This is a genomic window from Pantoea eucrina (assembly GCF_001691555.1).
Taxonomy (GTDB): Bacteria; Pseudomonadota; Gammaproteobacteria; order Enterobacterales; family Enterobacteriaceae; genus Pantoea; species Pantoea borealis.
In genome coordinates, this window is sequence record NZ_MAYN01000008.1 from 642,664 (window position 1) to 665,915 (window position 23,252).

At 57.0% G+C, this 23,252-nt stretch carries 19 protein-coding genes and 1 tRNA gene; 11 read left to right on the forward strand and 9 right to left on the reverse strand.

All coding sequences use genetic code 11. The annotated features are described in order from the left end of the window. Positions 1-11 precede the first annotated feature (11 nt). Positions 12-1,166 carry an MFS transporter gene (locus BBA90_RS09140; protein WP_065648850.1) on the reverse strand — a complete coding sequence of 385 codons (1,155 nt, stop codon included), beginning with the start codon at positions 1,164-1,166 and terminating at the stop codon, positions 12-14. Positions 1,167-1,799: 633 nt separating this feature from the next. Here BBA90_RS09140 and BBA90_RS09145 point away from each other — a divergent pair. The 4 genes from BBA90_RS09145 to ompC all read left to right on the forward strand — a co-directional run bounded on the left by BBA90_RS09145 (position 1,800) and on the right by ompC (position 8,378). Continuing rightward, positions 1,800-3,509, forward strand: coding sequence for an Ig-like domain-containing protein (locus tag BBA90_RS09145; protein ID WP_240484887.1), 1,710 nt, complete (start codon positions 1,800-1,802; stop codon positions 3,507-3,509). 52 nt (positions 3,510-3,561) lie between these two features. Continuing rightward, positions 3,562-5,694, forward strand: coding sequence for a type I secretion system permease/ATPase (locus BBA90_RS09150; protein WP_065648851.1), 2,133 nt, complete (start codon positions 3,562-3,564; stop codon positions 5,692-5,694). Continuing rightward, positions 5,681-6,826: an HlyD family efflux transporter periplasmic adaptor subunit gene (locus BBA90_RS09155; protein ID WP_065648852.1), complete on the forward strand. Its 1,146-nt coding sequence runs from the start codon at positions 5,681-5,683 to the stop codon at positions 6,824-6,826. The genes BBA90_RS09150 and BBA90_RS09155 overlap by 14 nt, the downstream gene beginning before the upstream one ends. Before the next feature lie 448 nt (positions 6,827-7,274). Beyond that, positions 7,275-8,378, forward strand: a complete 1,104-nt coding sequence (ompC, locus tag BBA90_RS09160; protein ID WP_065648853.1) for a porin OmpC — start codon at positions 7,275-7,277, stop codon at positions 8,376-8,378. Positions 8,379-8,482: 104 nt separating this feature from the next. Here ompC and BBA90_RS19305 read toward each other — a convergent pair whose 3' ends face one another. Further along, on the reverse strand, positions 8,483-8,644 hold the full coding sequence (locus BBA90_RS19305; protein WP_167350667.1) for a hypothetical protein: 162 nt from the start codon (positions 8,642-8,644) through the stop codon (positions 8,483-8,485). Positions 8,645-9,043: 399 nt separating this feature from the next. On the opposite strand from BBA90_RS19305, the gene apbE reads away from it, so the two are divergent. The 3 genes from apbE (at position 9,044) to BBA90_RS09175 (ending at position 12,469) form a co-directional block, all read left to right on the forward strand. Further along, positions 9,044-10,075, forward strand: a complete 1,032-nt coding sequence (apbE, locus tag BBA90_RS09165) for an FAD:protein FMN transferase ApbE (protein ID WP_065648854.1) — start codon at positions 9,044-9,046, stop codon at positions 10,073-10,075. Positions 10,076-10,087: 12 nt separating this feature from the next. Next, the gene (gene alkB, locus BBA90_RS09170; RefSeq protein ID WP_065648855.1) at positions 10,088-10,729 is read left to right on the forward strand and encodes a DNA oxidative demethylase AlkB; all 642 of its coding nucleotides are present in this window, start codon (positions 10,088-10,090) and stop codon (positions 10,727-10,729) included. 87 nt (positions 10,730-10,816) lie between these two features. Further along, the gene (locus BBA90_RS09175; protein WP_065648856.1) at positions 10,817-12,469 is read left to right on the forward strand and encodes a multidrug ABC transporter permease/ATP-binding protein; all 1,653 of its coding nucleotides are present in this window, start codon (positions 10,817-10,819) and stop codon (positions 12,467-12,469) included. A gap of 70 nt (positions 12,470-12,539) precedes the next feature. Here the strand turns inward: BBA90_RS09175 and BBA90_RS09180 are convergent, their stop codons facing one another. The 4 genes from BBA90_RS09180 to BBA90_RS09195 all read right to left on the reverse strand — a co-directional run bounded on the left by BBA90_RS09180 (position 12,540) and on the right by BBA90_RS09195 (position 15,122). Beyond that, on the reverse strand, positions 12,540-12,743 hold the full coding sequence (locus BBA90_RS09180) for a hypothetical protein (RefSeq protein WP_065648857.1): 204 nt from the start codon (positions 12,741-12,743) through the stop codon (positions 12,540-12,542). 228 nt (positions 12,744-12,971) lie between these two features. Then, positions 12,972-13,048 (reverse strand) — tRNA-Pro (locus tag BBA90_RS09185). Between the two features lie 72 nt (positions 13,049-13,120). Next, on the reverse strand, positions 13,121-14,872 hold the full coding sequence (yejM, locus tag BBA90_RS09190; RefSeq protein ID WP_065648858.1) for an LPS biosynthesis-modulating metalloenzyme YejM: 1,752 nt from the start codon (positions 14,870-14,872) through the stop codon (positions 13,121-13,123). Positions 14,873-14,894: 22 nt separating this feature from the next. Continuing rightward, positions 14,895-15,122, reverse strand: a complete 228-nt coding sequence (locus tag BBA90_RS09195) for a YejL family protein (protein ID WP_065648859.1) — start codon at positions 15,120-15,122, stop codon at positions 14,895-14,897. Between the two features lie 158 nt (positions 15,123-15,280). Here BBA90_RS09195 and yejK point away from each other — a divergent pair, with 158 nt between their 5' ends. Then, positions 15,281-16,285, forward strand: a complete 1,005-nt coding sequence (gene yejK / locus BBA90_RS09200; RefSeq protein ID WP_065648860.1) for a nucleoid-associated protein YejK — start codon at positions 15,281-15,283, stop codon at positions 16,283-16,285. A gap of 56 nt (positions 16,286-16,341) precedes the next feature. Here the strand turns inward: yejK and rplY are convergent, their stop codons facing one another. Together rplY and BBA90_RS09210 are read right to left on the reverse strand one after the other, a co-directional pair. After that, positions 16,342-16,626 (reverse strand): 50S ribosomal protein L25, encoded by a 285-nt coding sequence (gene rplY, locus BBA90_RS09205; protein WP_065650440.1) that lies wholly within the window; start codon positions 16,624-16,626, stop codon positions 16,342-16,344. Positions 16,627-16,756: 130 nt separating this feature from the next. Then, complete coding sequence (locus tag BBA90_RS09210; RefSeq protein ID WP_065650441.1) at positions 16,757-18,511, reverse strand: DEAD/DEAH box helicase; 1,755 nt, start codon at positions 18,509-18,511, stop codon at positions 16,757-16,759. A gap of 191 nt (positions 18,512-18,702) precedes the next feature. Here BBA90_RS09210 and rsuA point away from each other — a divergent pair, with 191 nt between their 5' ends. The 3 genes from rsuA (at position 18,703) to BBA90_RS09225 (ending at position 21,489) form a co-directional block, all read left to right on the forward strand. Further along, on the forward strand, positions 18,703-19,425 hold the full coding sequence (rsuA, locus tag BBA90_RS09215) for a 16S rRNA pseudouridine(516) synthase RsuA (RefSeq protein ID WP_065648861.1): 723 nt from the start codon (positions 18,703-18,705) through the stop codon (positions 19,423-19,425). Between the two features lie 11 nt (positions 19,426-19,436). Beyond that, positions 19,437-20,630 (forward strand): Bcr/CflA family multidrug efflux MFS transporter, encoded by a 1,194-nt coding sequence (locus BBA90_RS09220; protein ID WP_065648862.1) that lies wholly within the window; start codon positions 19,437-19,439, stop codon positions 20,628-20,630. A 532-nt stretch (positions 20,631-21,162) separates the two neighbouring features. Continuing rightward, positions 21,163-21,489 carry a hypothetical protein gene (locus BBA90_RS09225; RefSeq protein WP_065648863.1) on the forward strand — a complete coding sequence of 109 codons (327 nt, stop codon included), beginning with the start codon at positions 21,163-21,165 and terminating at the stop codon, positions 21,487-21,489. A 15-nt stretch (positions 21,490-21,504) separates the two neighbouring features. Here BBA90_RS09225 and BBA90_RS09230 read toward each other — a convergent pair whose 3' ends face one another. Further along, a complete protein-coding gene (locus BBA90_RS09230; RefSeq protein ID WP_065648864.1) occupies positions 21,505-23,097 on the reverse strand; it encodes a cyclic di-GMP phosphodiesterase in 1,593 nt (530 codons plus the stop codon). Positions 23,098-23,252: the final 155 nt, after the last annotated feature.

Consider the following 23,252-nt stretch of genomic DNA (forward strand, 5'->3'; position numbering starts at 1 on the left):
GGATCCTGCAATTAACGCGTAACCCGTCGTGCGCTGGCAGCGACAGCCAGCAGCATCAGAGCAATCAGCAGGAATGCACCGCTCAGTGTGAGCCACTGGGAAATAAAGCCGATCAACGCCGGGCCTGAGAGAATACCCGCATAGCCTAACGTTGTCATGGCCGATATCGCCAGATTAACAGGCATGGTCTGCTGGTTACCGGCGGCATTAAACAGCATCGGCACCGTATTCGCCAGTCCGAATCCTACCAGCAGAAATGCCAGCAGTGCCGCTTGCGGCCAGGGAACCAGCACGGCCAGCGTCATACCTGCACTGGCAGCCAGCGCGCCGGTAAGCATGACCCGATAGCGGCCAAAACGCTGAATGATTTTATCGCCGGTCAGCCGTCCAATCGTCATGGCAACCGAGAACACCGCATAGCCCAGCCCGGCATAGGCCACGCTGATGCCCGGACTCTGCAGCAGCAGCAGGGCGCTCCAGTCCAGCACGGCGCCTTCGGCGAGGAACAGAATAAAGCAGAGACAGCCGAGAAAAGCGACCCAGCCTCGCGGGATCACCAGCCAGGGCTCATCGGCCTGACGCAGTCGCTCGCTCATTAACGTTGGCAGACTGCAGCAGAGCAGCACGGCAATCAGCACCATCATAATACTGATGGCCTGCAGCGGCGTCAGCCCGGCCCCCAGCAGCAGACTCACCGCGCCGGCGCCAATAATACCGCCCAGGCTAAAAAAGCCGTGAAAGCCGGACATCATGGGTTTGCGTGCCGCTTTTTCCACATGAACCGCCTGCACGTTCATGGCAACATCCAGCATGCCGAGTCCGGCGCCAAACAGCATCAGCGTCAATGCCATCAGCCAAAGCTGGTCCAGCGTGGCCAGCAGCGGCAACACGGCCAGAATCAGCAGCGCAGAGCAGGTCATGATTCGGCGGCAGCCAAAACGACCAATCAGCGTGCCGGTAACCGGCATCGCAGCCAGCGAACCGATGCCCAGACATAGCAGAAGCCCGCCGAGAGAGGCACCACTCAGCTGCAGGCGCTGGCTGGCGTAAGGCACAAGCGGCGCCCAGGCAGACATACTCAACCCGGCGATAAGAAAAACAGTGCGCGTGCCGAAATTAACACGCTGATGCAGTTTGGCTGGCTGTGCGGCGTCCAGTGCAGTCATAGAAGTTATTTTGATCCGCTGTTAAAGCGTCGAAGTTTAGCATTAAAGCAGGGGGTGCAGCGGAATTAACGCGCAATTTGCCTTGCCTGCTGCTGCACAGGAATCGGACATCTTACCGACATTTAGCCAGGCCGGAATTTTTTCCAGATATTTCCTGGTACTGCCTGATAAACATTAAGTGACTTAACGCAAATTAAGTCGGTCAATTGATGACATATACTGATGCAATCAGCGGCAGGCGGTTAGCTGACTGTGGTTTTAGCTGGGTGCGCAATTCAGAACGCTTTTCCGGATTTTTGCCACCAGACAGCAGTCAGAAAAACGCGCTAAGATAAGGCAGGTCACCGCTAAAGGTGCCGCTTATAGCAAGATCGTCACGCGTGCCAGCCCGACCGGGAGCACGCATTTAACGTCATACCTTTAACCTTGTTACCCGCGGGTAACCCGTTTCCATCAGGCGAAACGGGCCATACTGTTATGGCCTGTATGGCGCACCACTCTGCCTGAAACATTAATACAGGTAATCACTGGTGCAATACGTACTCTGTAACGAGGTTACCTATGTTTTCAGATCAATCCACTCTATCGTTCGCGTCGTTATTTACCTCTGGCACTGAGGGTGCCAGCCCGGTTATGGCCAGTCAGCAGCGTCGTGCCGATACCACGCCGCCGGCCGCACTGCACCCCTATGAGCCGCTGGCGCAGGATGGCGTTATCGCAGCCTGGGAGAGCAGCCGCGCCATCCACCTGCGCGGTCGCGCAGAACAGGAACCGGGCGCAACGGTAACAATCAGCTTCAACGGTGAAAGCTGGCACAGCACGGTCAATCACTGGGGTTACTGGAATGCGACTATGCCCCCCTCAGTATTACAGGGATTAGCGGATGGCAACTACAGTCTGACGCTGACCATCACTGATAAAGCGGGTAACAGCACCGCGACCGAAGTGGGGTTTGGCGTTTACGTAGATAAAACTCTCAGGCCGGAGATCAGCGTACATCCCGTGAGCGGTGATAACGCCATTAGCGTAGCGGAGGGCATTTATGGCGTGGAGATCAGCGGGCAGGTCACCCATATGCCGCTTAACAGCCATGTCACTCTGACGCTGGGAAACAAAAGCACCACTGCCCTCGTCGATGAGCACGGCGCATGGCAGGCGACGTTTACGCCGCAGGATCTGCAGGCGCTGTCGGATGGGGTGTATCAGCTGCAGGTCAGCGCCCGCGATCCCAATGGCAAAACCAGTACGGTACAGCATGAGCTGACGCTGGTAACACACCCGGAAAGCCTGCCACACATCAGCTTCGACAGCGTTACCGCTGACAACGTCATCAATTTTGCCGAGAGCCAGCAGGACCTGACGCTGAGCGGTACGCTCTCAGCACTGGCTCCGGGCCAGAAGCTGGAGCTCTGCGTCGGAGAGACAGTCTTTCATGCGGCTATCGATGCGCAGGGTCACTGGCAGGCGATCATTCCTGCCAGCGAGGTCAGCAGCTTTATTTCGACCGGCGAAGTGCGCGTTTATGCGCTCGACGCCGCCGGCAACAGCACCGACAGCACGCTGACGCTTAACGTCGTGACGCAGTTGCCCGACATTTACTGCGAAATGAATATTGGCGGCGATACCATTCTGAACGCGCAGGAAGCGCAGCATACGCTGAGTTTTTATCTTGAGGGCGTAAATCAGCTGACGCTGAATGGCAAGGCGTACACGCCAGTCGATGGCATGGTCACGCTCAGCGTGGCCGATCTGCAGGCGCTGCCGGATGGGCCTGTCAGCGCTATCGCTGAGCGCTGGGACAGCTACGGTAATCACGATAGCCAGACCCTCAGCGATCTGTTCACCGTGGCGATTCATCAGCTGCCGTCGCTGACGCTGCAGCAGCCGTTTGGCGATGGCGTTATTGCGCATGATGAGGTGGATCACTGGCATCTTATCCAGGGCAGTTCTCTTCATCTGGCACAGGGAAGTCTGGTCACCGTGACGCTGGGTGATCAGCACTACAGTGCCGCGGTAGAGGAGAGCGGAGAGTGGTCGCTGACCATTCTGGCGGGCCAGCTGGCGACGCTGGAGCCGGGCAGCTATCAGATGAGCGTCAGTGCCCAGGACAAGGCCGGCAATCTGGCCAGCGCCGTCCAGACGGTCACGGTAAATGGCGATGCCGGGAGCAGCGATTTCAGCGCAACGGCTATTGATACCCTGCTGGCGCACTATGGTGCCGGAGACGCCATACCCGGGGCCACGGCGATGGTCAGCGAGCCTGATCACCATTACGGCAGCAGCGACACTGTTTGGACGCTGGCCGATCATCTGCAGCAGCAACCGGTAGCGGCACTGGTATAAGTTACCTGCGGCACAGGCAGGCCATCATTCTTTTTTATAAGGCGACTCAGGGATGCGTTCACCCTCGCATACATGCGACGAAGCGATTGCTGCGCTGGACCGGGCTGCGGCCGTGCTGGGGATCGCCACCGATCGCCGTCGCCTGCAGCTTCAGTGGCTGGCAGCAGCATCGCCGCAGGCGCAGCTGACCGACCTGGCGCAGCGCATGGGGCTGGTGCTGCAATTTGTCAGCGCACGCAAACTGCGCTGGCGTCAGGCCGTGATGCCGCTGCTGCTGCGCCTGAATGACGGCACGCTGGCGCTGGCAGAGTCGGCAGATGAGGAGGGCAGGGTGCAGTACTGGCTGAGTGCGGGCGGCGACGGTGTGCGCTCAGCCCCACTGAGCGACCTGCTGGCACAGGCGCAGCCGGAAGTGGGCGTGATTACGCTGGCGGCCCGCGCACGGGATGTGCGGATGGATACGTTTGTGCGTCCCTGGCAGCCACACTGGTTCTGGCAGCATTTTCGGCCCATGAAACGGCGTCTGGCTGAAATCAGTCTCGCCTCGCTGGTCAGCAATCTGCTGGCGCTGGCGGGCATCCTGTTCTCAATGCAGGTGTACGACAGAGTCATACCGGCCCGCTCCCAACCCACGCTATGGGTGCTGTTCAGCGGGGTGCTGCTTGCTGCGTTGATGGAATATCTGATTCGGCTGGCGCGTACCCGGGTTGCTGACGGGATGGGCAAGCGGATCGATCTGGCCCTCTCGGCGCAGCTTTTTGCCCGCGCGCTGCGCATTCGCAACGAGGCGCGGCCGCGCTCAACCGGCGCTTTTATTGCGCAGCTGCGTGAGGTCGAGCAGGTACGCGAGTTACTGACGTCTACCACGGTCAGCGCTGCGGCAGATATCCCCTTTGTCGTGCTGTTTCTGTTTATTTTGTCAGCGATTGGCGGCTGGCTGGTGCTGGTGCCGCTGCTGGCGATCCCGCTGATTGTGATCCCGGGTTTGCTGGTACAGATCCCGATGGCGCGGCTGGCGAAGCAGGGCCAGCGTGAAAGTGCTCTGCGGCAGGCGCTGCTGGTGGAGACGCTGGAGGGGGTGGAGGATATCAAGGCGCTGCAGGCGGAGGCCTGGTTCCAGCGGCAGTGGGAACAGACGCATGAGGTCAGTGCGACGCTCGCCAGTCAGCAGCGGCTGTGGGGCGCGCGCCTCACCGGCTGGGCGGGCAGCGTGCAGCAGCTAACCTATGCGGGAATGCTGGTTGCCGGGGTGTATCTGATCCTGAACAACCAGATCACTACCGGTACGCTGGTGGCCAGCAGCCTGCTCTCCGCGCGTACGCTCGCTCCCCTGATGCAGCTGACGCTGGTATTTTCGCGCTGGCAGCATGCGCGCAGCGCCATGACCGGACTCAACGAGCTGCTTAAAAAGCCGGTTGACCAGCCACAGAACGGCATGCCGGCTTATGCGCCGGTGCTCAGCGGACACTTTCAGCTGCAGCAGGTACGCTATCACTATGATGAAAACAGCCTGCGGGCGATTACTATCGATAACCTGACAATCCGCCCCGGCGAGCGTATAGCGATTCTCGGCGGGGTGGGGGCAGGGAAATCGACCCTGCTGAAAATCCTGGCGGGGCAGGCGATGCCCGTCAGCGGGCGCATTATGATTGACGGCGTCAGCATGCAGCAGCTCGATCCGGCAGATTTGCGGCGGCAGCTCGGCTGGCTGTCGCAGGAGGCGCGCCTGTTTTTCGGCACTCTGCGGCAGAACCTGCTGCTTGGTAACCCGCACGCCACCGAGCAGGAGATGCTGCAGGCGCTGCGCATAAGCGGGGCGTTATCGCTGCTGCAGCAGGATGCCGCCGCGCTTGATCGTCTCATTCATGAAGGCGGACGCGGGCTCTCTGGCGGTCAGCGGCAGATGATTCTGCTCAGCAGGATGCTGTTGCGTCAGCCGCAGATTGTACTGCTGGATGAGCCTACGGCGGCGCTGGATGAACCCCTGGAGGCGCAGGTGATCCGTCAGCTGGCGCAGTGGCTGCCGGGGCGTACACTGGTGCTGGTCACGCATCGTCCGGCGCTGCTGGGGCTGGTTGATCGGATTATCGTCATGAAGAACGGCGAAATCGTGGCTGATGGCCCGCGCGATGCCATTCTGCAGCGCAGTACTCCGCAGCCGGAGGTGGCAGATGAACACGGATAACGAGGCGGCGGCGTCGCGCATTATCTGGCTCTGCGCGCTTACGCTGCTGCTGCTGCTGATCTGGGCGCACGTGGCCGTGCTGGATGAGGTCACAACAGGCAGCGGCAAAGTCACGCCCTCCAGCCGGGCACAGATTATCAACAATCTGGATGGCGGGATCCTCAAACAGCTCAGCGTGCGCGAGGGCGATATTGTTCGTAAGGGTGAGCTGCTGGCCACGCTCGATCCCGCCCGCTACCAGTCCAGCTATGGCGAAGCCAGCGCCAGAGTACGGACACTGCGGGCAACGGCAGAGCGGCTGGATGCCGAGCTCAGCGATCGACCCCTGCAGTTCAGCACGGATATTCGCCGCTACCCGCAGCTGGTTGCGCGCGAAAGCCAGCTCTATCAGTCGCGCCGGCAAAATCTGGCGATAACGCTGCAGAATCTTCAGCAGTCGCTGACGCTGGTACAGGCAGAACTCAACCTGACTGAGCCGCTGGTGGCCCGCGGCGCGGCGGGGAAAGTCGAAGCGATCCGGCTGCGGCGCCAGGTCAGCGATCTGCAGGGAAAAATCGATGAGGTGCGCAACGACTACGCGGTGCGGACGCACGAAGAACAGGTCAAAAACAGCGCAGAGCTGGATGCGCAGCTGCAGGTTGCCGCAGGCAGAGAAGATCAGCTGACGCGTACTGCACTGCTTTCGCCGGTTTATGGCATCGTTAAAGCGATAGCGATTACCACGCCGGGCGGTGTGGTCGAGCCAGGCGGCAAACTGATGGAGATCGTCCCGCTGGAAGATCGGCTGCTGATCGAGACGCGCGTTGCGCCGCGGGATATCGCCTGGATCCGTGCCGGATTGCCTGCAACGGTGAAAATCACTGCGTATGATACCGCTATTTATGGCGATCTGCCGGGCATCGTTGAGAGCGTATCACCGGATACACTGGAGGGGAGCGACCCGCGCGAGCCACCCTATTTTCGGGTCTATGTGCGAACGCAGACGGCAACGCTGACCACCCGGCGCGGACAGCACTTTCCTGTGCTGCCGGGTATGCTGGCAGATGTAGAGATAAAAACCGGGCAAAAATCGGTGCTGGATTATCTGCTTAAGCCACTGAATAAAGCGACTGAAGCGCTGCGTGAGCGCTGATTGCGTTATTATACTGGCGGGAAAACAGAGCAGATAAAAAAATGCCGGACAAATATGTCCGGCGGGAATCAGGGTAAAACACTCATTCGGGGTGAATGAAGATAATAATAAAATAAATGATGATAGCGTTGATAATTGTAGAGGCTGACGGCAACAAAGTTTTATCATTCAGTGCGGCATTAAATTAATGCACTGCGTTGAATTAAAAGGAATTTAATTACGTTTGTTTATTTGTGCTTTATTTTTTATCAATGCGTGCTGATTATTAGTTCCACGATATTTACATGTGGCAATAAATTTGTAATCAAATGAAACACTTTCGGAAATTTAGTATCATTTTCCTGATAGATTATTGCCCACTATAAAACAACAATGAATTGCCGGCTGAATTTTTAACATTCAGTTTGCAGTGGCATAACTATAAAGGCACATAACCGAGGGTAAATAAATGAATCGTCGCGTTCTCTCCCTGATGATCCCGGCACTGCTGGTGGCGGGTTCAGCAAGCGCAGCCGAGATCTATAATAAAGATGGCAACAAACTCGACCTCTACGGCAAAGTAGATGGTCTGCACTACTTCTCTGACAACGATGGCTCAGACGGTGACCAGTCTTACCTGCGCTTTGGTTTTAAAGGTGAAACTCAGGTGACCGATCAGCTGACAGGTTACGGTCAGTGGGAATACCAGGCCGCGCTGAACACGGCTGAGAGCGAAGGCACCAAAGACAGCTATACCCGCGTCGGCTTTGCCGGTCTGCGTTTTGGTGACGCTGGCTCTTTCGATTACGGTCGCAACTACGGCATTGCGTATGATATTGGCGCATGGACTGACGTCCTGCCGGAGTTTGGTGGCGATACTTATGGCGCGGACAACTTTATGTTCCAGCGCGGTAACGGTATGGCAACTTACCGTAATAATAATTTCTTTGGTCTGGTGGATGGCTGGAACGTTGCCGTTCAGTACCAGGGCAAAAATGACAACCCGACTGAATCCGCCTCTGGCCGTGATGTTCTGGGTGAAAACGGTGACGGCTGGGGCCTGAGCACCACCTATGATTTGGGTAATGGTCTGGCACTGGGCGGTACGATGTTCCAGTCCGATCGCACCAATAACCAGAATGCTGCAGGTGTACTGGGTCAGGGTGATAAAGCGGAAGCTTATACCGGCGGCCTGAAATATGACGCAAACAACATTTATCTGGCTGCGATGTATACCCGCTCTTACAACGCAACGCGTTTTGGTTCAGTGGATTCTGACGCTTTCGGTTATGCAAACAAAGCGGACAACTGGGAAGTGGTTGCGCAGTATCAGTTTGACTTCGGCCTGCGTCCGTCACTGGCTTACGTCAATTCACGCGGTAAAGATATTGAAGGTTATGGCAGCCAGAACCTGAAAAAATATATCGACGTGGGCGCGACCTATTACTTCAATAAAAACATGTCGACCTATGTGGATTATCAGATCAATCTGCTGGATGACAACACCTTTACCAACAATGCCGGTATCAATACCGATGACATTGTGGCGCTGGGTCTGGTTTACCAGTTCTGAGTATCTGGCGCGCCGCCCTGCGGGCTGCGCGCCACCTTTCCCGCTTTATTCTGTGATATCCGCATTTATCCGCAGGCCGGCATTAAGCGGGCTCAGCATCTGACCTACTGTACGCCACGCCAGCGCCGGGCTTTTGCCGCCGGACGCGGTGCAGTCTGCGCCGCTGCAGCGGGCTGACCTCCCTCCAGCGCAATACCTGCCAGGGTAAAAGCAGAAAAGCTCAGCCACCGCTGCCACTTTTCACTCTGCGTTTTCGACATCGCCATACTGCACCTCGCTGAGAATAAACCTGCTCTCAACAATGCAGCATTTATGCCATGCTGCCGCTCTCAGCGTCACACGCCTCAAACGGGGTTTGTTACACTGCGCCAGCCCTGAAGTAGTGCAGAGTGGATAATAATAGTGCAGGGCTTAACGTCGCCGTGCGCTGTAGCTTTCCAGTGAACGCTGACGCGCGTGCTGCCAGCTGCGATAACTGCCGTACAGGAACAGCGCGGCGGAGAGGGCGGCGATTAATACATACATCATCTGTGCTCCTTAAAGGGATTATGCCTGGTGTTAAAGCCTGCAGCATGATCGGCGTTAATTCAATGAGATTTAGCGTAAATTACCCGCAGCTTATGCTTTGTAATACGCTGTATTTCTGTGTAACAGACGAGGAAAAGATGTATTTCCGGAATATTTTGCTGACGACTCTGGTGGTGGCGGGGCTGACGGCCTGCGACCGCACTCCGCAACGTGAGCCGCTGGTTCTGCAGGGCAACACCATGGGCACCGTCTGGCGGGTCACGCTTGCCGGTGTCGACCCGCAGCGTAAGGGCGCGCTGCAGCAGGCCATCCAGCAGCAGCTTGATCGCGATGACGGTGAACTCTCTACCTGGAAAAGCACTTCAGTGCTGTCGCGCTTTAATCAGTACCAGGGTACAGCGCCGCAGCCCGTCAGTGCAGATATGGCGGATATTGTGACTCTCTCACTGCGCATTGGCGCCAAAACCGCGGGTGCCATGGATATCACGGCAGGCAGGCTGGTAAACTTATGGGGTTTCGGGCCTGCCGGGCAACCGGCGCATCAGCCGGATGAGGCAGCAATCGCGGCGGCCAAAGCTGAAACCGGCCTCGCGCATCTGCGGGTGATCCAGAGCGTAAGCGGGCAGTGGCTGCAGAAAGATCTGCCGGGCCTTTATGTGGATCTCTCCACTATGGGGGAGGGCTATGCCACCGATCACCTGGCGCGACTGATGGAACAGCAGGGAATAACCGACTATCTGGTATCGGTCGGCGGGGCTGTACTCAGTCGCGGCCGCAATGCCAGCCAGCAGCCGTGGCGGGTGGCTATTCAGAAACCCACCGATCGCGAAAACGCGGTTGAGGCGCGCGTTGACCTGCAGGGGCACGGCATCAGCACCTCCGGCAGCTATCGCAACTATTATGAACTGGATGGCAAACGCATTTCGCACGTCATCGATCCCGCAACCGGGCGGCCCATTCAGCATAAGCTGGTTTCTGCGACGGTGATTGCCACAACGGCGCTGGAAGCGGATGGCTGGGATACCGGACTGATGGTGCTGGGCACCGAACGCGCAAAAGCGCTGGCGCTGAAAGAGCATCTGGCTGTTTATCTGATCACCAAAGAGGGTGACGGCTTCAGCCACTGGATGTCCCCCCGGTTCAGGGCATTTCTTATCGATAAATCGTAACCGGAGGCAATAATGCTGGATCTGTTTAGCGATGAAGCGCCGTGGCAGGAGCCGCTGGCGGAGGGGGCGGTCATTCTGCGCCGCCGCGCCCGTGCTGATGCACCCGCGCTACTGGCAGCAATTGAAACGATTGCGGCGCAGCATCCGTTCACGCACCGTATTACGCCAGGGGGCTACCGTATGTCCGTGGCGATGACCAACTGCGGTGATGTGGGCTGGTTCAGTGACGCGCGCGGCTACCGCTACAGTGAACAGGATGTCAGCAATGGTCAGCGCTGGCCTGCGATGCCGCCGCTGTTTCGTGAGCTGGCACAGCAGTGTGCGCAGGAGGCGGGTTTCAGTCACTTTACGCCGGATGCCTGCCTGATCAACCGCTATGCGCCAGGTGCAAAAATGTCGCTGCATCAGGACAAAGATGAGCGCGATTTGCATCAGCCGATCGTCTCTGTTTCGCTGGGGCTGCCGGCGGTCTTTCAGTTTGGCGGGTTTGCGCGCGGTGACGCCACGCAGCGCGTGCTGCTGGAGCATGGCGATATTGTGGTATGGGGTGGCCCGTCGCGGCTGCGCTATCACGGTATTCTGCCGCTCAAACCCGGTGTACATCCTGAGGCGGGTACCGTTCGCTATAATCTGACCTTTCGCCGGGCACACTGATGCAACAGGGAATGAGAATTATTCTTGCTATCATCTGAGGGGTCATTAAACTGCAGGCAGCATTTTTTTGACCTTTGGAACAGAGTGATGGCATTGCTTCAGGTGGTTTTTCGTCAGTATCGCTGGCCGTTTACCGGCGTGCTCCTTCTTACGCTGCTGAGTGCCGCACTCGGAATAGGCCTCATCGCCTATATCAACAATGAGCTGATTGTGGCGATCAACAGTGACGCAACGGTGCTGCCGGCGTTTCTCGGTCAGCTGTTTCTGCTGATGGCGGTCACGCTCGCTTCGCAGCTGGCGCTGACGCAGCTGGGACACCATTTTGTCTGGCGGCTGCGGGGCGAATTTATCAAGCGTATCCTCGATACCAGCGTTGAGCGCATTGAACAGCTGGGCAGCGCTCAGCTGCTGGCGGGGCTGACCAGCGATGTGCGTGCCATTACCATCGCGTTTGTCCGGCTGCCGGAGCTGATTCAGGGCATTATTATCACCCTGGGTTCGGCGCTTTATCTCGCGTGGCTCTCCCCGGAAATGCTGCTGGTGACCATGCTGTGGCTGACCATCACGCTGGTGGGCGGCTGGCTGCTGGTTTCGCGCGTCTATCAGCATATGGCAAAGCTGCGTGATATCGAAGACGATCTCTATCGTGATTTCCAGACCATTATCGAAGGGCGTAAAGAGCTGCAGCTTAACCGCGATCGGGCGCGGCTGATTTATGACACGGTTTATCAGGAGAATGCGGGCCGCTATCGCCACCATATTGTGCGCGCCGACACCTTCCATCTCAGCGCCGTTAACTGGTCTAACATCATGATGCTGGGCGGCATCGGTATTGTGTTTTTTATGGCAAACGGTCTTGGCTGGGCGAACACCGCCGTGGCGGCAACTTATTCACTGACGCTGCTGTTTCTGCGCACGCCGCTGCTCTCTGCCGTGGGGGCGCTGCCAACGCTGCTCAGCGCTCAGGTGGCGTTTCGCAAACTCAACCGCTTCGACCTGGCACCTTATGAGCCTGCCTTCAGCGTCCCGTCGCCAGTCAGCACGTGGCAAACGCTGGAGCTGCGCGACGTCTGTTTCCATTACGGCGAACAGGGATTTGCGGTGGGCCCGGTCAACCTGACGCTGCGGCGTGGCGAACTGCTGTTTCTTATTGGCGGTAACGGCAGCGGTAAATCCACGCTGGCGATGCTGCTGACCGGCCTCTATCAGCCGCACGCTGGCAGCCTGCTGCTGGATGGTAAAGAGATAAGCAGTAAGCAACCCGATCTGTGGCGGCAGCACTTTTCAGCGGTATTTACCGATGTGCATCTGTTTGACCGTCTGATTGGCCACGGCGGTGAGCCGGCCGATCCGGCCCTGGTTCAGCGCTGGCTGGAGCGGCTGAAAATGAGCGAAAAACTGCAGCTTGATGGCAACCGGGTGCTGAATCTTCAGCTGTCGAAAGGGCAGAGCAAGCGCCTGGCGCTGCTGCTGGCCGCCGCGGAAGAGCGGGATATTCTGCTGCTGGACGAATGGGCCGCCGACCAGGATCCGCATTTCCGCCGAATCTTTTACCGCGAGCTGCTGCCCTGGCTGCAGGCGTCAGGTAAAACGGTGTTTGCCATCAGTCATGACGATCACTACTTTACTCACGCCGATCGGCTGCTGGAGATGCGCAACGGGCAGCTGGTGGAACTCAGCGGCCGCGAGCGCGATATGGCCACGCTCGATGCGGTTGAGCGAACGGATACCGGTCGTTAACGTAACGCTAATACATCAGTCATAACCGGCCATTGAGCCGGTTACAGGCGGCTGGCGGAACGCGGCAGCGTCAGTGATTGGGCGGGATGGCAAAGCTTTTCAGCTGTACAACAAAATGCTGATGGCCGCGGGTAATACGGGCACCGCGATCGCACCAGTGCGTTGCCAGACGAAAGAAGTCGTCGCTGCCGATGTCATAGGCCAGTTCTACTTTGCTGATGCCTGAATACAGAAGGTCTTCTGCATCCTGCAGGCTTTTTGCTTTGATGACCATAATCGATTCCCGTCAAATAAAAGAGAGCATCAGAGTAGGGGATGTTCATGACACTTTTGTTGCGTTTTGATGAAAGCACACCATGACAGGCGCAAAATGTGATCGCGCTCAGTTGCAGAGGCAACTGGCTGAAAAATGAGAGTTTGAGAAAAAAAGGGTACGTATCGATAGTGCGCCGGACAGGCAATAAAAAAGCAGCCATGAAGGCTGCTTTTTTACGGGATAATTTGGTCGGCACGAGAGGATTTGAACCTCCGACCCCTGACACCCCATGACAGTGCGCTACCAGGCTGCGCTACGTGCCGAACGTGGAAAACCATACTACTGATTCCCCAGACGATTGCAAGATGCGCCAGCGTTAACTGCCTCATATTTAATCAGTTTGCCGTAAAGCGCTTCTCTTCCGTCAGCACCTGCAGCAGCAGCGCCAGCTGCGGCTTATGATCTTTCAGCTCGCGACCGCTGGCATCCCATGCGGTATAGCTGCCGCTGTTATTCAGCATCAGCGTTACCGATGGCGTGGTGATCACCAGTTTGCCATCTTCACTGCTGGCTACCCAGTTATGGCTGCGCTGAGCGGCGAACAGATCTTCACCCTGCGAATAGCTGACCGGGCTGGTGCGCACGTGCAGCAGACGCTGCATCAGCGTTGCCATCACATCCTGCTGATCGGTCAGGCGATCGATCGTCTGTGCAGGCGTGTTGGGCCAGTGCACCACCAGCGGAATCTGCAGCATCGCACGGTTGCCCGGGTTATCGCTGTTATTAAAGGTTACCGCACGCTGGGCGGTGATCACCACCACCGTATTTTTCAGCAGGTCGCGCTGCTGCAACGTGGTCAGTACTGCAGCAATCTGCTCATCCACGCTGCCCGCCTGGCGCATATAGCTGCGCTGACGCGCTTTCGTGCTGTCGCCGCTGGCCGTTATACCGTTCAGCGCTACCCAGGAAAACCAGGGAGAGCGGCTGCTTTTCTGACCATTGAGCCAGTTTTGCCACTGTGAGACGGTCTGGCTGTTAGGCTGCGAGGTCGCTTCCGGCAGCGTATAGTCCGCCAGCAGCGCCTGACGGTAGAGCGGCTGATTAAAGCCATCGGAGGAGAACAGGCCAAACTGGTAGCCCTGTGCGTTCAGTGCGTTCAGCAGCGCCGACGGAATGCGCGATGCCAGCACGCCATCCATATAGCTGGAAGAGATGCCGTAAAACAGGCCAAACACGCCTTTTTCCGGCTGTACGCCGGCGCTGTAGTGCCGGGTAAAACGGACATTCTCTGCAGCGAACTGCTTCAGCGATGGCAGCGCGCTGTCCATAGTGGCGTTATTTACGCCATCAATGGTCAGCACCAGCAGATTGTGACCCGTTCCGCCATCACGGAAGCTAATATCACTTAGCGGATACTGCACCGACAGCGCTTCAGGATCGCCCTGCTGCACCAGACGGCGCTGATACTCCTGTGCATCCAGCAGACCGTGACGCTCCAGAAAGCGGCGTGCCGTCATGGGATAAGAGAGCGGCAGATTGGCGCGCTGCATGGTGACAGGGCGGTAGAAATTCGCATCGGCCCAGATGTAGAGCAGATGACTGGCAAAAAAGGCGCTGATAAACAGCGCAGCGAGCGGCTTGCCAAATGAGCGCCGGTTAAGACTGCGCAGTTTTTGCCAGCTCCAGGTGGCAAACAGCATCTCCACCAGAAAAATGCCCGGCACGCTGATAAACATCAGCTGCCAGTCACGCGCCATCTCACTTTGATCGGGGTTAACCACCAGCTCCCAGACCACCGGATTAAGGTGGAGGTGAAAGCGGTTGAACACGGCGCCGTCGACCATGATCAGCGTCAGCCCGGCGGTGGCAACGATCGCGGAGAGTACCCGCAGCAGACGCTGCGACATCACCACAAAGGTAAGCGGGAAGATGATCAGCAGATAGGCGGCAAAAACGATAAAGCTGAAATGCCCCATCCAGCTGGTAAAAGCGTAAATCCGGCCCGCCAGTGAGGAGGGCCAGTCAGCGACCAACAGGTAGCGGCTGCCGAGAGCCAGCGCAAACAGGATATTAAACAGCGCGAACCAGTGCCCCCAGCTAATCATCTGGGAGACTTTTTCACGGTAGCGCTGCCGGTTGGTTACCATATATAGGGATCAGATCTGCAAATTAATGAGCGTTATCATCGCGCACGGAAGACTGCAACGCTTCCGCAAATGACCGGGCCAGGCTGCGGCGCTGGGCTGGTGCGATATCGGAGTTGATCAAATTGGTGACCATGTTTCCCAGAACCATCAGGGAAAGATCGAGAGGCGCTTTGTCTTTTTCAAGAACCTGCGCCAGCTGTGCGAGAAGCTGCTCAACGCGCTCGTCGCTATAACGGGATGATTGTGGCATATCGTCGACTAATCAAGTGTGAAAAGCCGGTATAGTACCGTAACCATGTGCTTTTTTCCGCACTTTTATCGCAGGCAGAGCGATCAGTTTGTGCGCGCAGTTGAAAGCGGCGGCGGGCGGTGATTGAATACGCCCCTGAGTTTAAAGGAGAGTCTATCATGAGTCTGGATATTGACCAGATTGCCCTGCATCAGTTAATCAAACGCGACGAGAATCAGCTGGAGCTGGTACTGCGCGATACGCTGCTGCCGGTTACGCAGGCGGTAAGCAGCATGGCTGAAGAGCTGCATCGCGTTTACAGTGCTAAAAGCAAAGCCTATGGTCTGTTTAATGAAGACAGCGAACTGGCCGACGCGCTGCGCAACTGTCGTCGCGGGCAGGATGACTTCCTGGCATTCAGCCGGGCTGCCACCGGCCGTCTCCGCGATGAGCTGAGTAAATACCCGTTTGCTGACGGTGGCGTGGTGCTGTTTATGCACTACCGCTATCTGGCGGTAGAGTATCTGCTGGTTGCGGTGCTGAACAGTCAGTCCAGCATGCGCGTTAATGAACAGCTGGATATCAGCAGCACGCACTATCTCGACATCAATCACGCCGATATTGTGGCGCGCATCGATCTTACCGAGTGGGAAACCAACCCGGAATCAACGCGCTATCTTACTTTTCTGCGGGGACGCGTCGGACGCAAGGTTGCTGACTTCTTTATGGATTTTCTCGGCGCCAGCGTGGGCCTCGACACTAAGGCGCAGAACCGCGGCCTGCTGCAGGCGGTCGATGATTACTGCGCTGAGTCAAATCTGGATAAGAACGAGCGGCAGAACTATCGTCAGCAGGTTTACAGCTACTGTAACGAACAGCTGCAGGCGGGTGAGGAGATTGCGCTGGACGATCTCTCACAGGAGTTACCACCTCTGGGTGATAAAAGCTTTCAGGCGTTTACGCAGGAGCAGGGTTATGAGCTGGAGGAGCACTTTCCGGCTGACCGCAGCACGCTGCGCCAGCTGACTAAATTTTCCGGCAGCGGTGGCGGGTTAACGCTGAATTTTGATGCGCTGCTGCTTGGCGAGCGTATCTTCTGGGATCCGGCAACCGATACCCTGACGATTAAAGGCACACCGCCTAATTTGCGCGATCAGCTGCAGCGTCGTACCGGCGGGAAGTAAATCACCGGCATAAAAAAACGCCGCAAAAGCGGCGTTTTTCCCGATGTCGTCTGCGATTACGCGCGAACGAAGTCGATGTGGTGCAGTTTTGGCTTGAACGGGTGACGCTGAACAGCCTGAACTTTAACCTTCGTTTCTTTACCGTCAACAACCAGCGTCAGCACATCGGTGTAGAACTCAGGCTTAACCTGCATGTTCATCACGGAGTCGTGATCCAGTTCGATAGAAACTGCAGCTTCATTTCCGCCATAGATGATAGCCGGGAACTTGTTAGCTGTGCGCAGGCGGCGGCTCGCACCCTTACCCTGCTCTTTACGTACTTCTGCGTTGATAGTGAACATCATTATTTCTCTTCAATAATTCCTGCTACAGGCGACCCAGCAACAGGACGGTTATTCAAACGCTTGTGCGGATGCAAAAGCGGGCGGGATTATAGCCGGATCGGGGCAGGGGGGCAAATGATTCTGCCATCTAGCGCAGCTCATTGGCGCGGCGGAAGCGCCCCTGGTAATCAAACACTTTCTCCCGCACCTGCCAGAACTGTCCCCGGGCACGCGCTACCACGAAGTCAGGATGACGCAGCAGCGGCTGCAGCGCGACCACATCGGCCGCCTGCTGCCAGCCTAGCTCCATGCCGGGCGCGCGCTGATGCGGCCGCATAAACAGCTGCTCAAACGCCTTCCGCTGTGCGGGTGTCTGCAGCCGGAAGCGTTCGCTGACGTCGCTGCCATCCTCATCGTAATAGGTGGCTTTCAGCCATTCTCCCTTGTCATCACGGCCATGCGCCAGCGTCATACCGCTGCAGCGCAGCACCCGCGCATCTTTCAGCTTCAGCGCCGCTTTCAGCATGTCATCGGGGTCGACTAATATTTTGTCGCACTGCTGGCAGCGCCGTGCGGCGATATCATTTTCAGCGCCGCAGTCAGGGCAGCTTTTAAAGCGAAAGCGAAAATCGCACTGCTCACGTCCGCCTTCATCATCCTCCAGAATGCCCTGGCAGCGGCGGCCAAAATGTTCAATCACCTGTCCGTCTTCAGTGGCTTTGCCCCAGAAGGTATTAGCAAACCCGCAGGCGGGGCAGAACACCTGCACCGGTTGATTGTCACTGGCGCCTTTTGGCGCACCCACTTCCGGCGTAAAGAGATCGTGCGGATTACCGGCGTAGTCGAGGATCAGGCAGTCGCGTTTATCCGGCGCCAGGCGCAGTCCGCGTCCGACTATCTGCTGATAGAGGCTGACGGATTCAGTCGGGCGCAGAATCGCGATGAGATCCACGTGTGGCGCATCAAAACCGGTGGTCAGAACCGCCACGTTAACCAGAAACTTCAGCTGCTGCGCTTTAAACTGCTGAATCAGCCGGTCGCGCTCTTTAACCGCGGTTTCGGCCGATACCAGGGCACTGTTCTCCGGCAGCAATGATAATATCTCACGCGCGTGTTCAACCGTGGCGGCAAAAATCATTACGCCGCGCCGATCGTCGGCAAACTCAACGATCTGGCGGATAATCTGTGGCGTGACGCGCTGCTGCTGTTTCAGTTCACGGTTGAGATCCGCTTCGCTGAACAGGCCGCTGTTCTGCGGCACCAGCCGGCTGAAATCGTACTGTACCACCGGCATATCAAGACGTTCCGGCGGCACCAGAAAACCGTGTTTGATCATATAGCGCAACGGCAACTCGTAGATGCAGTCGCGAAACAGCGCTTTTTCATCGCCGCGTACCATGCCGTGATAGTGGAACTGATAGATCCAGCCTTTACCCAGCCGGAACGGCGTCGCGGTCAGCCCCAGCAGGCGCAGCTGCGGATTATGCTGGCGCAGGTGGCTGAACAGCTGCTGATACTGGCTTTCCTCATTGTCGCTGATGCGATGACACTCATCGACAATCACCAGTGAAAATGCGCTGTCGAAGCGATCAAGATTACGCGCCACGGACTGTACGCTGCCAAAGACCACTTTGCCGTCGCTCTGCCTGCGCTGCAGGCCGGCCGCAAAAATATCCGCCTCCAGCCCGTAAGCCTGATACTTGCTGTGGTTCTGCTCGACCAGCTCTTTGACGTGCGCCAGCACCAGCACCCGGCCACGCGCCAGCCGCGCCAGTTCAGCAATCACCAGGCTTTTACCGGCACCGGTGGGCAGCACAATCATTGCCGGCGTGGTATGGCGCCGGAAGTGTGCGACGGTTGCATCAACCGCTTCCTGTTGATAGGGACGAAGTGTAAAGGCCATCAGCATAAACTTTTTTCTGGATCAGAGGCATATTATGCCATGTAAGCGGATGAAACGCAGGATCGGCACTATTAGCAGGCAAAGCTTCAGGCTATACTGCCCGCACTTTTTTAACGGTTAACCCGGCGGACGTATTCCGTGCACAGGCACCGTTTCAGTTTTTCCCCCGCAGTAACAGGCAAAGCGAATTCATGCGACTCGACAAATTCATATCTCAGCAACTGGAAGTTAGCCGTGCTATCGCTGGCCGCGAAATTCGCGCCAGAAAGATCACCATCAATGGCGAAATTGTGCGCGATACCTCGTACAAAGTGATGCCGGAAGATGATATTGCCTATGATGGCAACCCGCTGGTGGTTCAGCAGGGACCGCGCTACTTTATGCTGAACAAGCCGCAGGGCTATGTCTGCTCTACAGACGATCCCGATCATCCCACTATCCTCTATTTTATTGAGGAGCCGTCAGCTTATAAGCTGCACGCCGCCGGGCGACTCGATATTGATACCACCGGTCTGGTGCTGCTGACGGATGATGGTCAGTGGTCGCATCGCATCACCTCGCCGCGTCATCATTTAGAGAAAACCTATCTGGTAGAGGTGGAAGCGCCACTCGATCCGGCGCTGGTGGAAACATTTGCTGCCGGTATCCAGCTGCACAATGAGAAGACGCTGACCAGGCCTGCCCGGCTGGAGATCCTCGATGAGAAAGCAGCGCGACTGACGATCGGCGAAGGCCGTTATCACCAGGTGAAGCGCATGTTTGCCGCGATGGGAAATCATGTGGTTGCGCTCCATCGTGAGAGCATCGGCACGATTGTACTGGATGAGGCGCTGGAAGAGGGCGAATATCGCGCACTGACCCCGGAAGAGATTGACAGCATCGGGCTGCCAGACGAACTGAAACAGCACAAATAACGGAGTAAAGGGTGCGCAAGGAGAAAAATTCCCCGGCGGGATTAGTGGTGATTCTGGGATTGCTGGCGATGCTGATGCCGCTCTCCATTGATATGTATCTGCCCGCTATGCCGCAGATTGCCCGCGAGTTTGCCGTGTCCGCGGGCAGCGTGCAGATGACGCTGAATCTCTACATTCTGGGATTTGCTATCGGGCAGCTGGTGTATGGTCCGCTGGCCGACAGCTATGGCCGCAAGCCGGTCATTGTGCTGGGCACGCTGATTTTTGCCTGTGCCGCCGCCGCCTGCGCACTCTCCGGCTCTATTGATCAGCTGATCCTGATGCGCTTTCTGCATGGTCTCTCTGCTGCTGCTGCCAGCGTGGTTATTAACGCCCTGATGCGCGACAGTTATTCAAAAGAGGACTTTTCGCGCATGATGTCGTTTGTGCTGCTGATCACGACCATCGCACCGCTGGTGGCACCGGTGCTGGGTGGGTGGCTGCTGCTTATCTGGAGCTGGCACGCAATCTTCTGGGCGCTGGCGATTGCCGCGCTGATCACCACCGTGCTGGTGGTGACACAGGTGCGTGAGACGCTGAAGCCGGAACAGCGTCAGCGCTTTCATCTGCGTACCATGCTGGGCAATTTTGTAGCGCTGGTACGCCATAAGCGGGTGTTCGGCTATATGCTGGCCAGCGGCTTCTCGTTTGCCGGTTTATTTGCGTTTCTCAACGCCGGTCCCTTTGTTTATATCGAAGTCAATCACGTCTCGCCGCAGGATTTTGGCTACTATTTCGGCCTGAATATCATCTTTCTTTTTGTGATGACGCTGATTAACAGCCGTGCGGTGCGCCGTTTTGGCCCGCTGAAGATGTTTCGCCTGGGACTGACCATTCAGTTTGCCATGGGCCTCTGGCTGCTGATTGTCAGCGCGCTGCAGCTCGGCTTTCTGCCGCTGGTGCTGGGCGTAGCGATGTTTATCGGCTGTGTTTCTATCGTCTCCTCTAACGCCATGGCAATTGTACTCGATGAGTTTCCGCACATGGCGGGAACTGCCTCGTCGCTGGCAGGCACGCTGCGCTTTGGCGTCGGCGGCCTGGTGGGTGCGCTGCTGTCGCTGGTCAGCATGAACAGCGCATGGCCAATGGTGGCAACAATTGCACTGTGCGCCACCCTTTCCCTGATTCTGTTTAGCTACGCTGCCCGCCCGCGCAAAACCACCTAATCCCCCAGGGCCGCATAAATGCGGCGCCCCATACCGCTCAGGGCCGCATAAATGCGGCCCCTACATTTATGTGGTGCTCTATCCCCTCCGGGCCGCAAATGCTGGTTTCCGCTCCCGGGCCGCATATAGGTGGTGCTCTGCCCCCTGTAGGGGCCGCATTTATGCGGCCCTGGCGTATTTATGCGGCCCTGGCATATTCATACGCGCACGGCATATTTCCCCTCCTCAGGCAAAAAAGAGAACGCGGCTCGCGAATCGCCAGCTATTCGTTATGCTTAATGTTTCCATGATGTGAAAATTTTTAGACAAAAAAGTAACGCTAATGCGTATAAACTGGTTGTCTGTATCTGACGATCGCGGTAAACATAGGCCTGACTGCGAGAACGCTCGCAAATAACGCTTTTTTTCGATGGTTTTGTATTTAAAACGCGAAGGTCATCACTGACATCCGTTTTTTGATTTGAGGTGGGATTTCCGGCTATGAGCATGCGGGCTCTGGCGGGAAACAGGATCAATATCTTTGGGGAACCCTATGCTGCAACTCTCTGTTGTGCATCGTCTGCCACAGCTTTATCGCTGGTCTGCAGATCAGATAGGCGAGATTGAACTGCTGGAAACCACCAGCGGCATTAATGATGAAGATCTGGTTGCGCTGAGACTGCTGAGCCATGAAGGGTCGCTGGCGCTGGATATTCTGCATCAGCTGCGCGAAACGCTGGCGCAAATCCAGGTAGAGTGCAAAATCGCCCGTTGTGAAGGGCATCCCTGTCTGCTGATCCAGCGGATTAACGAAAGTGCCGCCAGCTGCTGCCTGAAAAATCAGGGCGTGGCGATTGCAGAAGATTTTACCGGCCGCTGACAGCCGGGCTTCAGCTTAGCCGGTAAGCGTATTTATATCGCCATACCCGAAATGCGGAAAGTTTTGATAGTAGCTGACTAACTTTTCCGGCCGCAGCGGCCTGCTGAACAGATATCCCTGCAGGTGCGTCACGCCACGGCTGACCAGCCAGCTGGCCTGCTCGCGGGTCTCCACACCCTCAGCCACCGTTTTCAGATTGAGCTTCTTAGCCAGCAGCAGCACTGCGTCCAGTACCGGAGAGGTCAGCGTCTCCGTGCCGATACTCTGAACAAATCCCCGATCGATTTTCAGATAGTCAAAAGGATACTTTTCCAGATAGATCAGGGCGCTATGTCCGGTTCCGAAATCATCAATGGCAATGCTGAACTGGTTAGCATGCAGCCAGGCAAACACCTCTCCGGCATTCGTTTCTCTCACCATAGTGCGTTCAGTGATCTCAAACACATAGCTGAAGTGATCTGCCGGCATTCCGGCCAGCCATGTCCGCACGTCGTGACGGAAACTGTCGGCTGCCAGATGCAGAGGTGAGAGGTTAAGGCTCAGACGCGTGCCGCGCGGTAGCTGCTGGCTAAGGGTATGCGCGTCGCGCGCCACCAGGTGAAACAGATGCCGGGTCAGCGGAATAATCAGGTTTTGCGCTTCGGCATAGCTGATAAATACATCGGGCGGGATCGCGCCTTCGATGGGATGTGCCCAGCGCAGCAGGGCTTCCACGCCATAAGGTTGTTCGTTATGCGCCGTAATTAACGGCTGGTATTCGACATAGAACTGCCCGCGCCTGATGGCCAGCATAATCTCGCGCGCCGGGCGCTGGCGGCGGTTAAGCAGCACGCCGGTCAGGCAGCCGATCATCAGCGCAAACAGCACGCCCGTCAGCAGCGTCATTTGATAGTCGCGCATTGCCAGCGTGCTGCCATAAAGAACAAAACGAATATCACTCTGAGGCAGTGCAAGGGTAGCCAGTCCGGCTGGCAGGTCGCGGCGCGGAATAGTGTGGCTGACGTCACTCTTCAGCGCATCATTGCCAATAACCAGCGCCATGCCGGTGATTTCAGGGTAATAAGAGGCGAGCAGCTGATAGGGCGCAAGGGAGAGGTTAATCGTTGTCATAATGCCGCTCTCAGCGCTGCCGGGATATTTGAGCCACAGCGCCAGCGCCGGGCGCGACGGCAGCAGCGGGGTGCCCGGCAGCAGCCGTAAATCGCGATCGCTTTCCAGGTCGGTGGCGGGTGAAATCTCACTGGCAGGCAGTCTGAAGGCGCCGGTGGCCGATGAGCAATAGGCGAGGCCGTCCCGCACCAGCAGAATCGCGCGGATATTATCTGCAAAGGCAGCACGTGAGGTGAGCTCACGGCTGACGCTGTTGCAATCCAGCAGCGTATACTGCTGTAGCGGACGCAGCGTATCGGTCAGCGCTGACAGCATCTGCTGCAGGTCGTCCACGCTGTGTTGCAGCAGCAGCTCATGCTGCTGCTGGCGTTTATGCCAGGTCAGCGACAGCAGGATGCTGATGAAAAGAATAAACGAAACCATACCTGCCAGCGCACTCTTCCGGAACAGACGGCGCGTATGCGTAGCGTGCGGTTTCAGCGTCCGCGACAGAGGCATGGTGTCAATGTTCCTGATATTGCCATGTAAGTAAAACCGTATACGGCTGCACTGGATAGGCAGTGAGAATATAACGAGGATGCAAAGAAAGTCTTGTTATATTTCTGATTACCAACCGGATTTTAGCGGGGTATCTATCCGCAATAAAAAAACGC

What these genes read in the sequence shown, in the direction of transcription:
- BBA90_RS09140 (WP_065648850.1), bottom strand. Translation starts at nt 1,166, where the DNA reads ATGACTGCACTGGACGCCGCACAGCCAGCCAAACTGCATCAGCGTGTT.
- BBA90_RS09145 (WP_240484887.1), top strand. Translation starts at nt 1,800, where the DNA reads ATGGCCAGTCAGCAGCGTCGTGCCGATACCACGCCGCCGGCCGCACTG.
- BBA90_RS09150 (WP_065648851.1), top strand. Translation starts at nt 3,562, where the DNA reads ATGCGTTCACCCTCGCATACATGCGACGAAGCGATTGCTGCGCTGGAC.
- BBA90_RS09155 (WP_065648852.1), top strand. Translation starts at nt 5,681, where the DNA reads ATGAACACGGATAACGAGGCGGCGGCGTCGCGCATTATCTGGCTCTGC.
- ompC (WP_065648853.1), top strand. Translation starts at nt 7,275, where the DNA reads ATGAATCGTCGCGTTCTCTCCCTGATGATCCCGGCACTGCTGGTGGCG.
- BBA90_RS19305 (WP_167350667.1), bottom strand. Translation starts at nt 8,644, where the DNA reads ATGGCGATGTCGAAAACGCAGAGTGAAAAGTGGCAGCGGTGGCTGAGC.
- apbE (WP_065648854.1), top strand. Translation starts at nt 9,044, where the DNA reads ATGTATTTCCGGAATATTTTGCTGACGACTCTGGTGGTGGCGGGGCTG.
- alkB (WP_065648855.1), top strand. Translation starts at nt 10,088, where the DNA reads ATGCTGGATCTGTTTAGCGATGAAGCGCCGTGGCAGGAGCCGCTGGCG.
- BBA90_RS09175 (WP_065648856.1), top strand. Translation starts at nt 10,817, where the DNA reads ATGGCATTGCTTCAGGTGGTTTTTCGTCAGTATCGCTGGCCGTTTACC.
- BBA90_RS09180 (WP_065648857.1), bottom strand. Translation starts at nt 12,743, where the DNA reads ATGGTCATCAAAGCAAAAAGCCTGCAGGATGCAGAAGACCTTCTGTAT.
- yejM (WP_065648858.1), bottom strand. Translation starts at nt 14,872, where the DNA reads ATGGTAACCAACCGGCAGCGCTACCGTGAAAAAGTCTCCCAGATGATT.
- BBA90_RS09195 (WP_065648859.1), bottom strand. Translation starts at nt 15,122, where the DNA reads ATGCCACAATCATCCCGTTATAGCGACGAGCGCGTTGAGCAGCTTCTC.
- yejK (WP_065648860.1), top strand. Translation starts at nt 15,281, where the DNA reads ATGAGTCTGGATATTGACCAGATTGCCCTGCATCAGTTAATCAAACGC.
- rplY (WP_065650440.1), bottom strand. Translation starts at nt 16,626, where the DNA reads ATGTTCACTATCAACGCAGAAGTACGTAAAGAGCAGGGTAAGGGTGCG.
- BBA90_RS09210 (WP_065650441.1), bottom strand. Translation starts at nt 18,511, where the DNA reads ATGGCCTTTACACTTCGTCCCTATCAACAGGAAGCGGTTGATGCAACC.
- rsuA (WP_065648861.1), top strand. Translation starts at nt 18,703, where the DNA reads ATGCGACTCGACAAATTCATATCTCAGCAACTGGAAGTTAGCCGTGCT.
- BBA90_RS09225 (WP_065648863.1), top strand. Translation starts at nt 21,163, where the DNA reads ATGCTGCAACTCTCTGTTGTGCATCGTCTGCCACAGCTTTATCGCTGG.
- BBA90_RS09230 (WP_065648864.1), bottom strand. Translation starts at nt 23,097, where the DNA reads ATGCCTCTGTCGCGGACGCTGAAACCGCACGCTACGCATACGCGCCGT.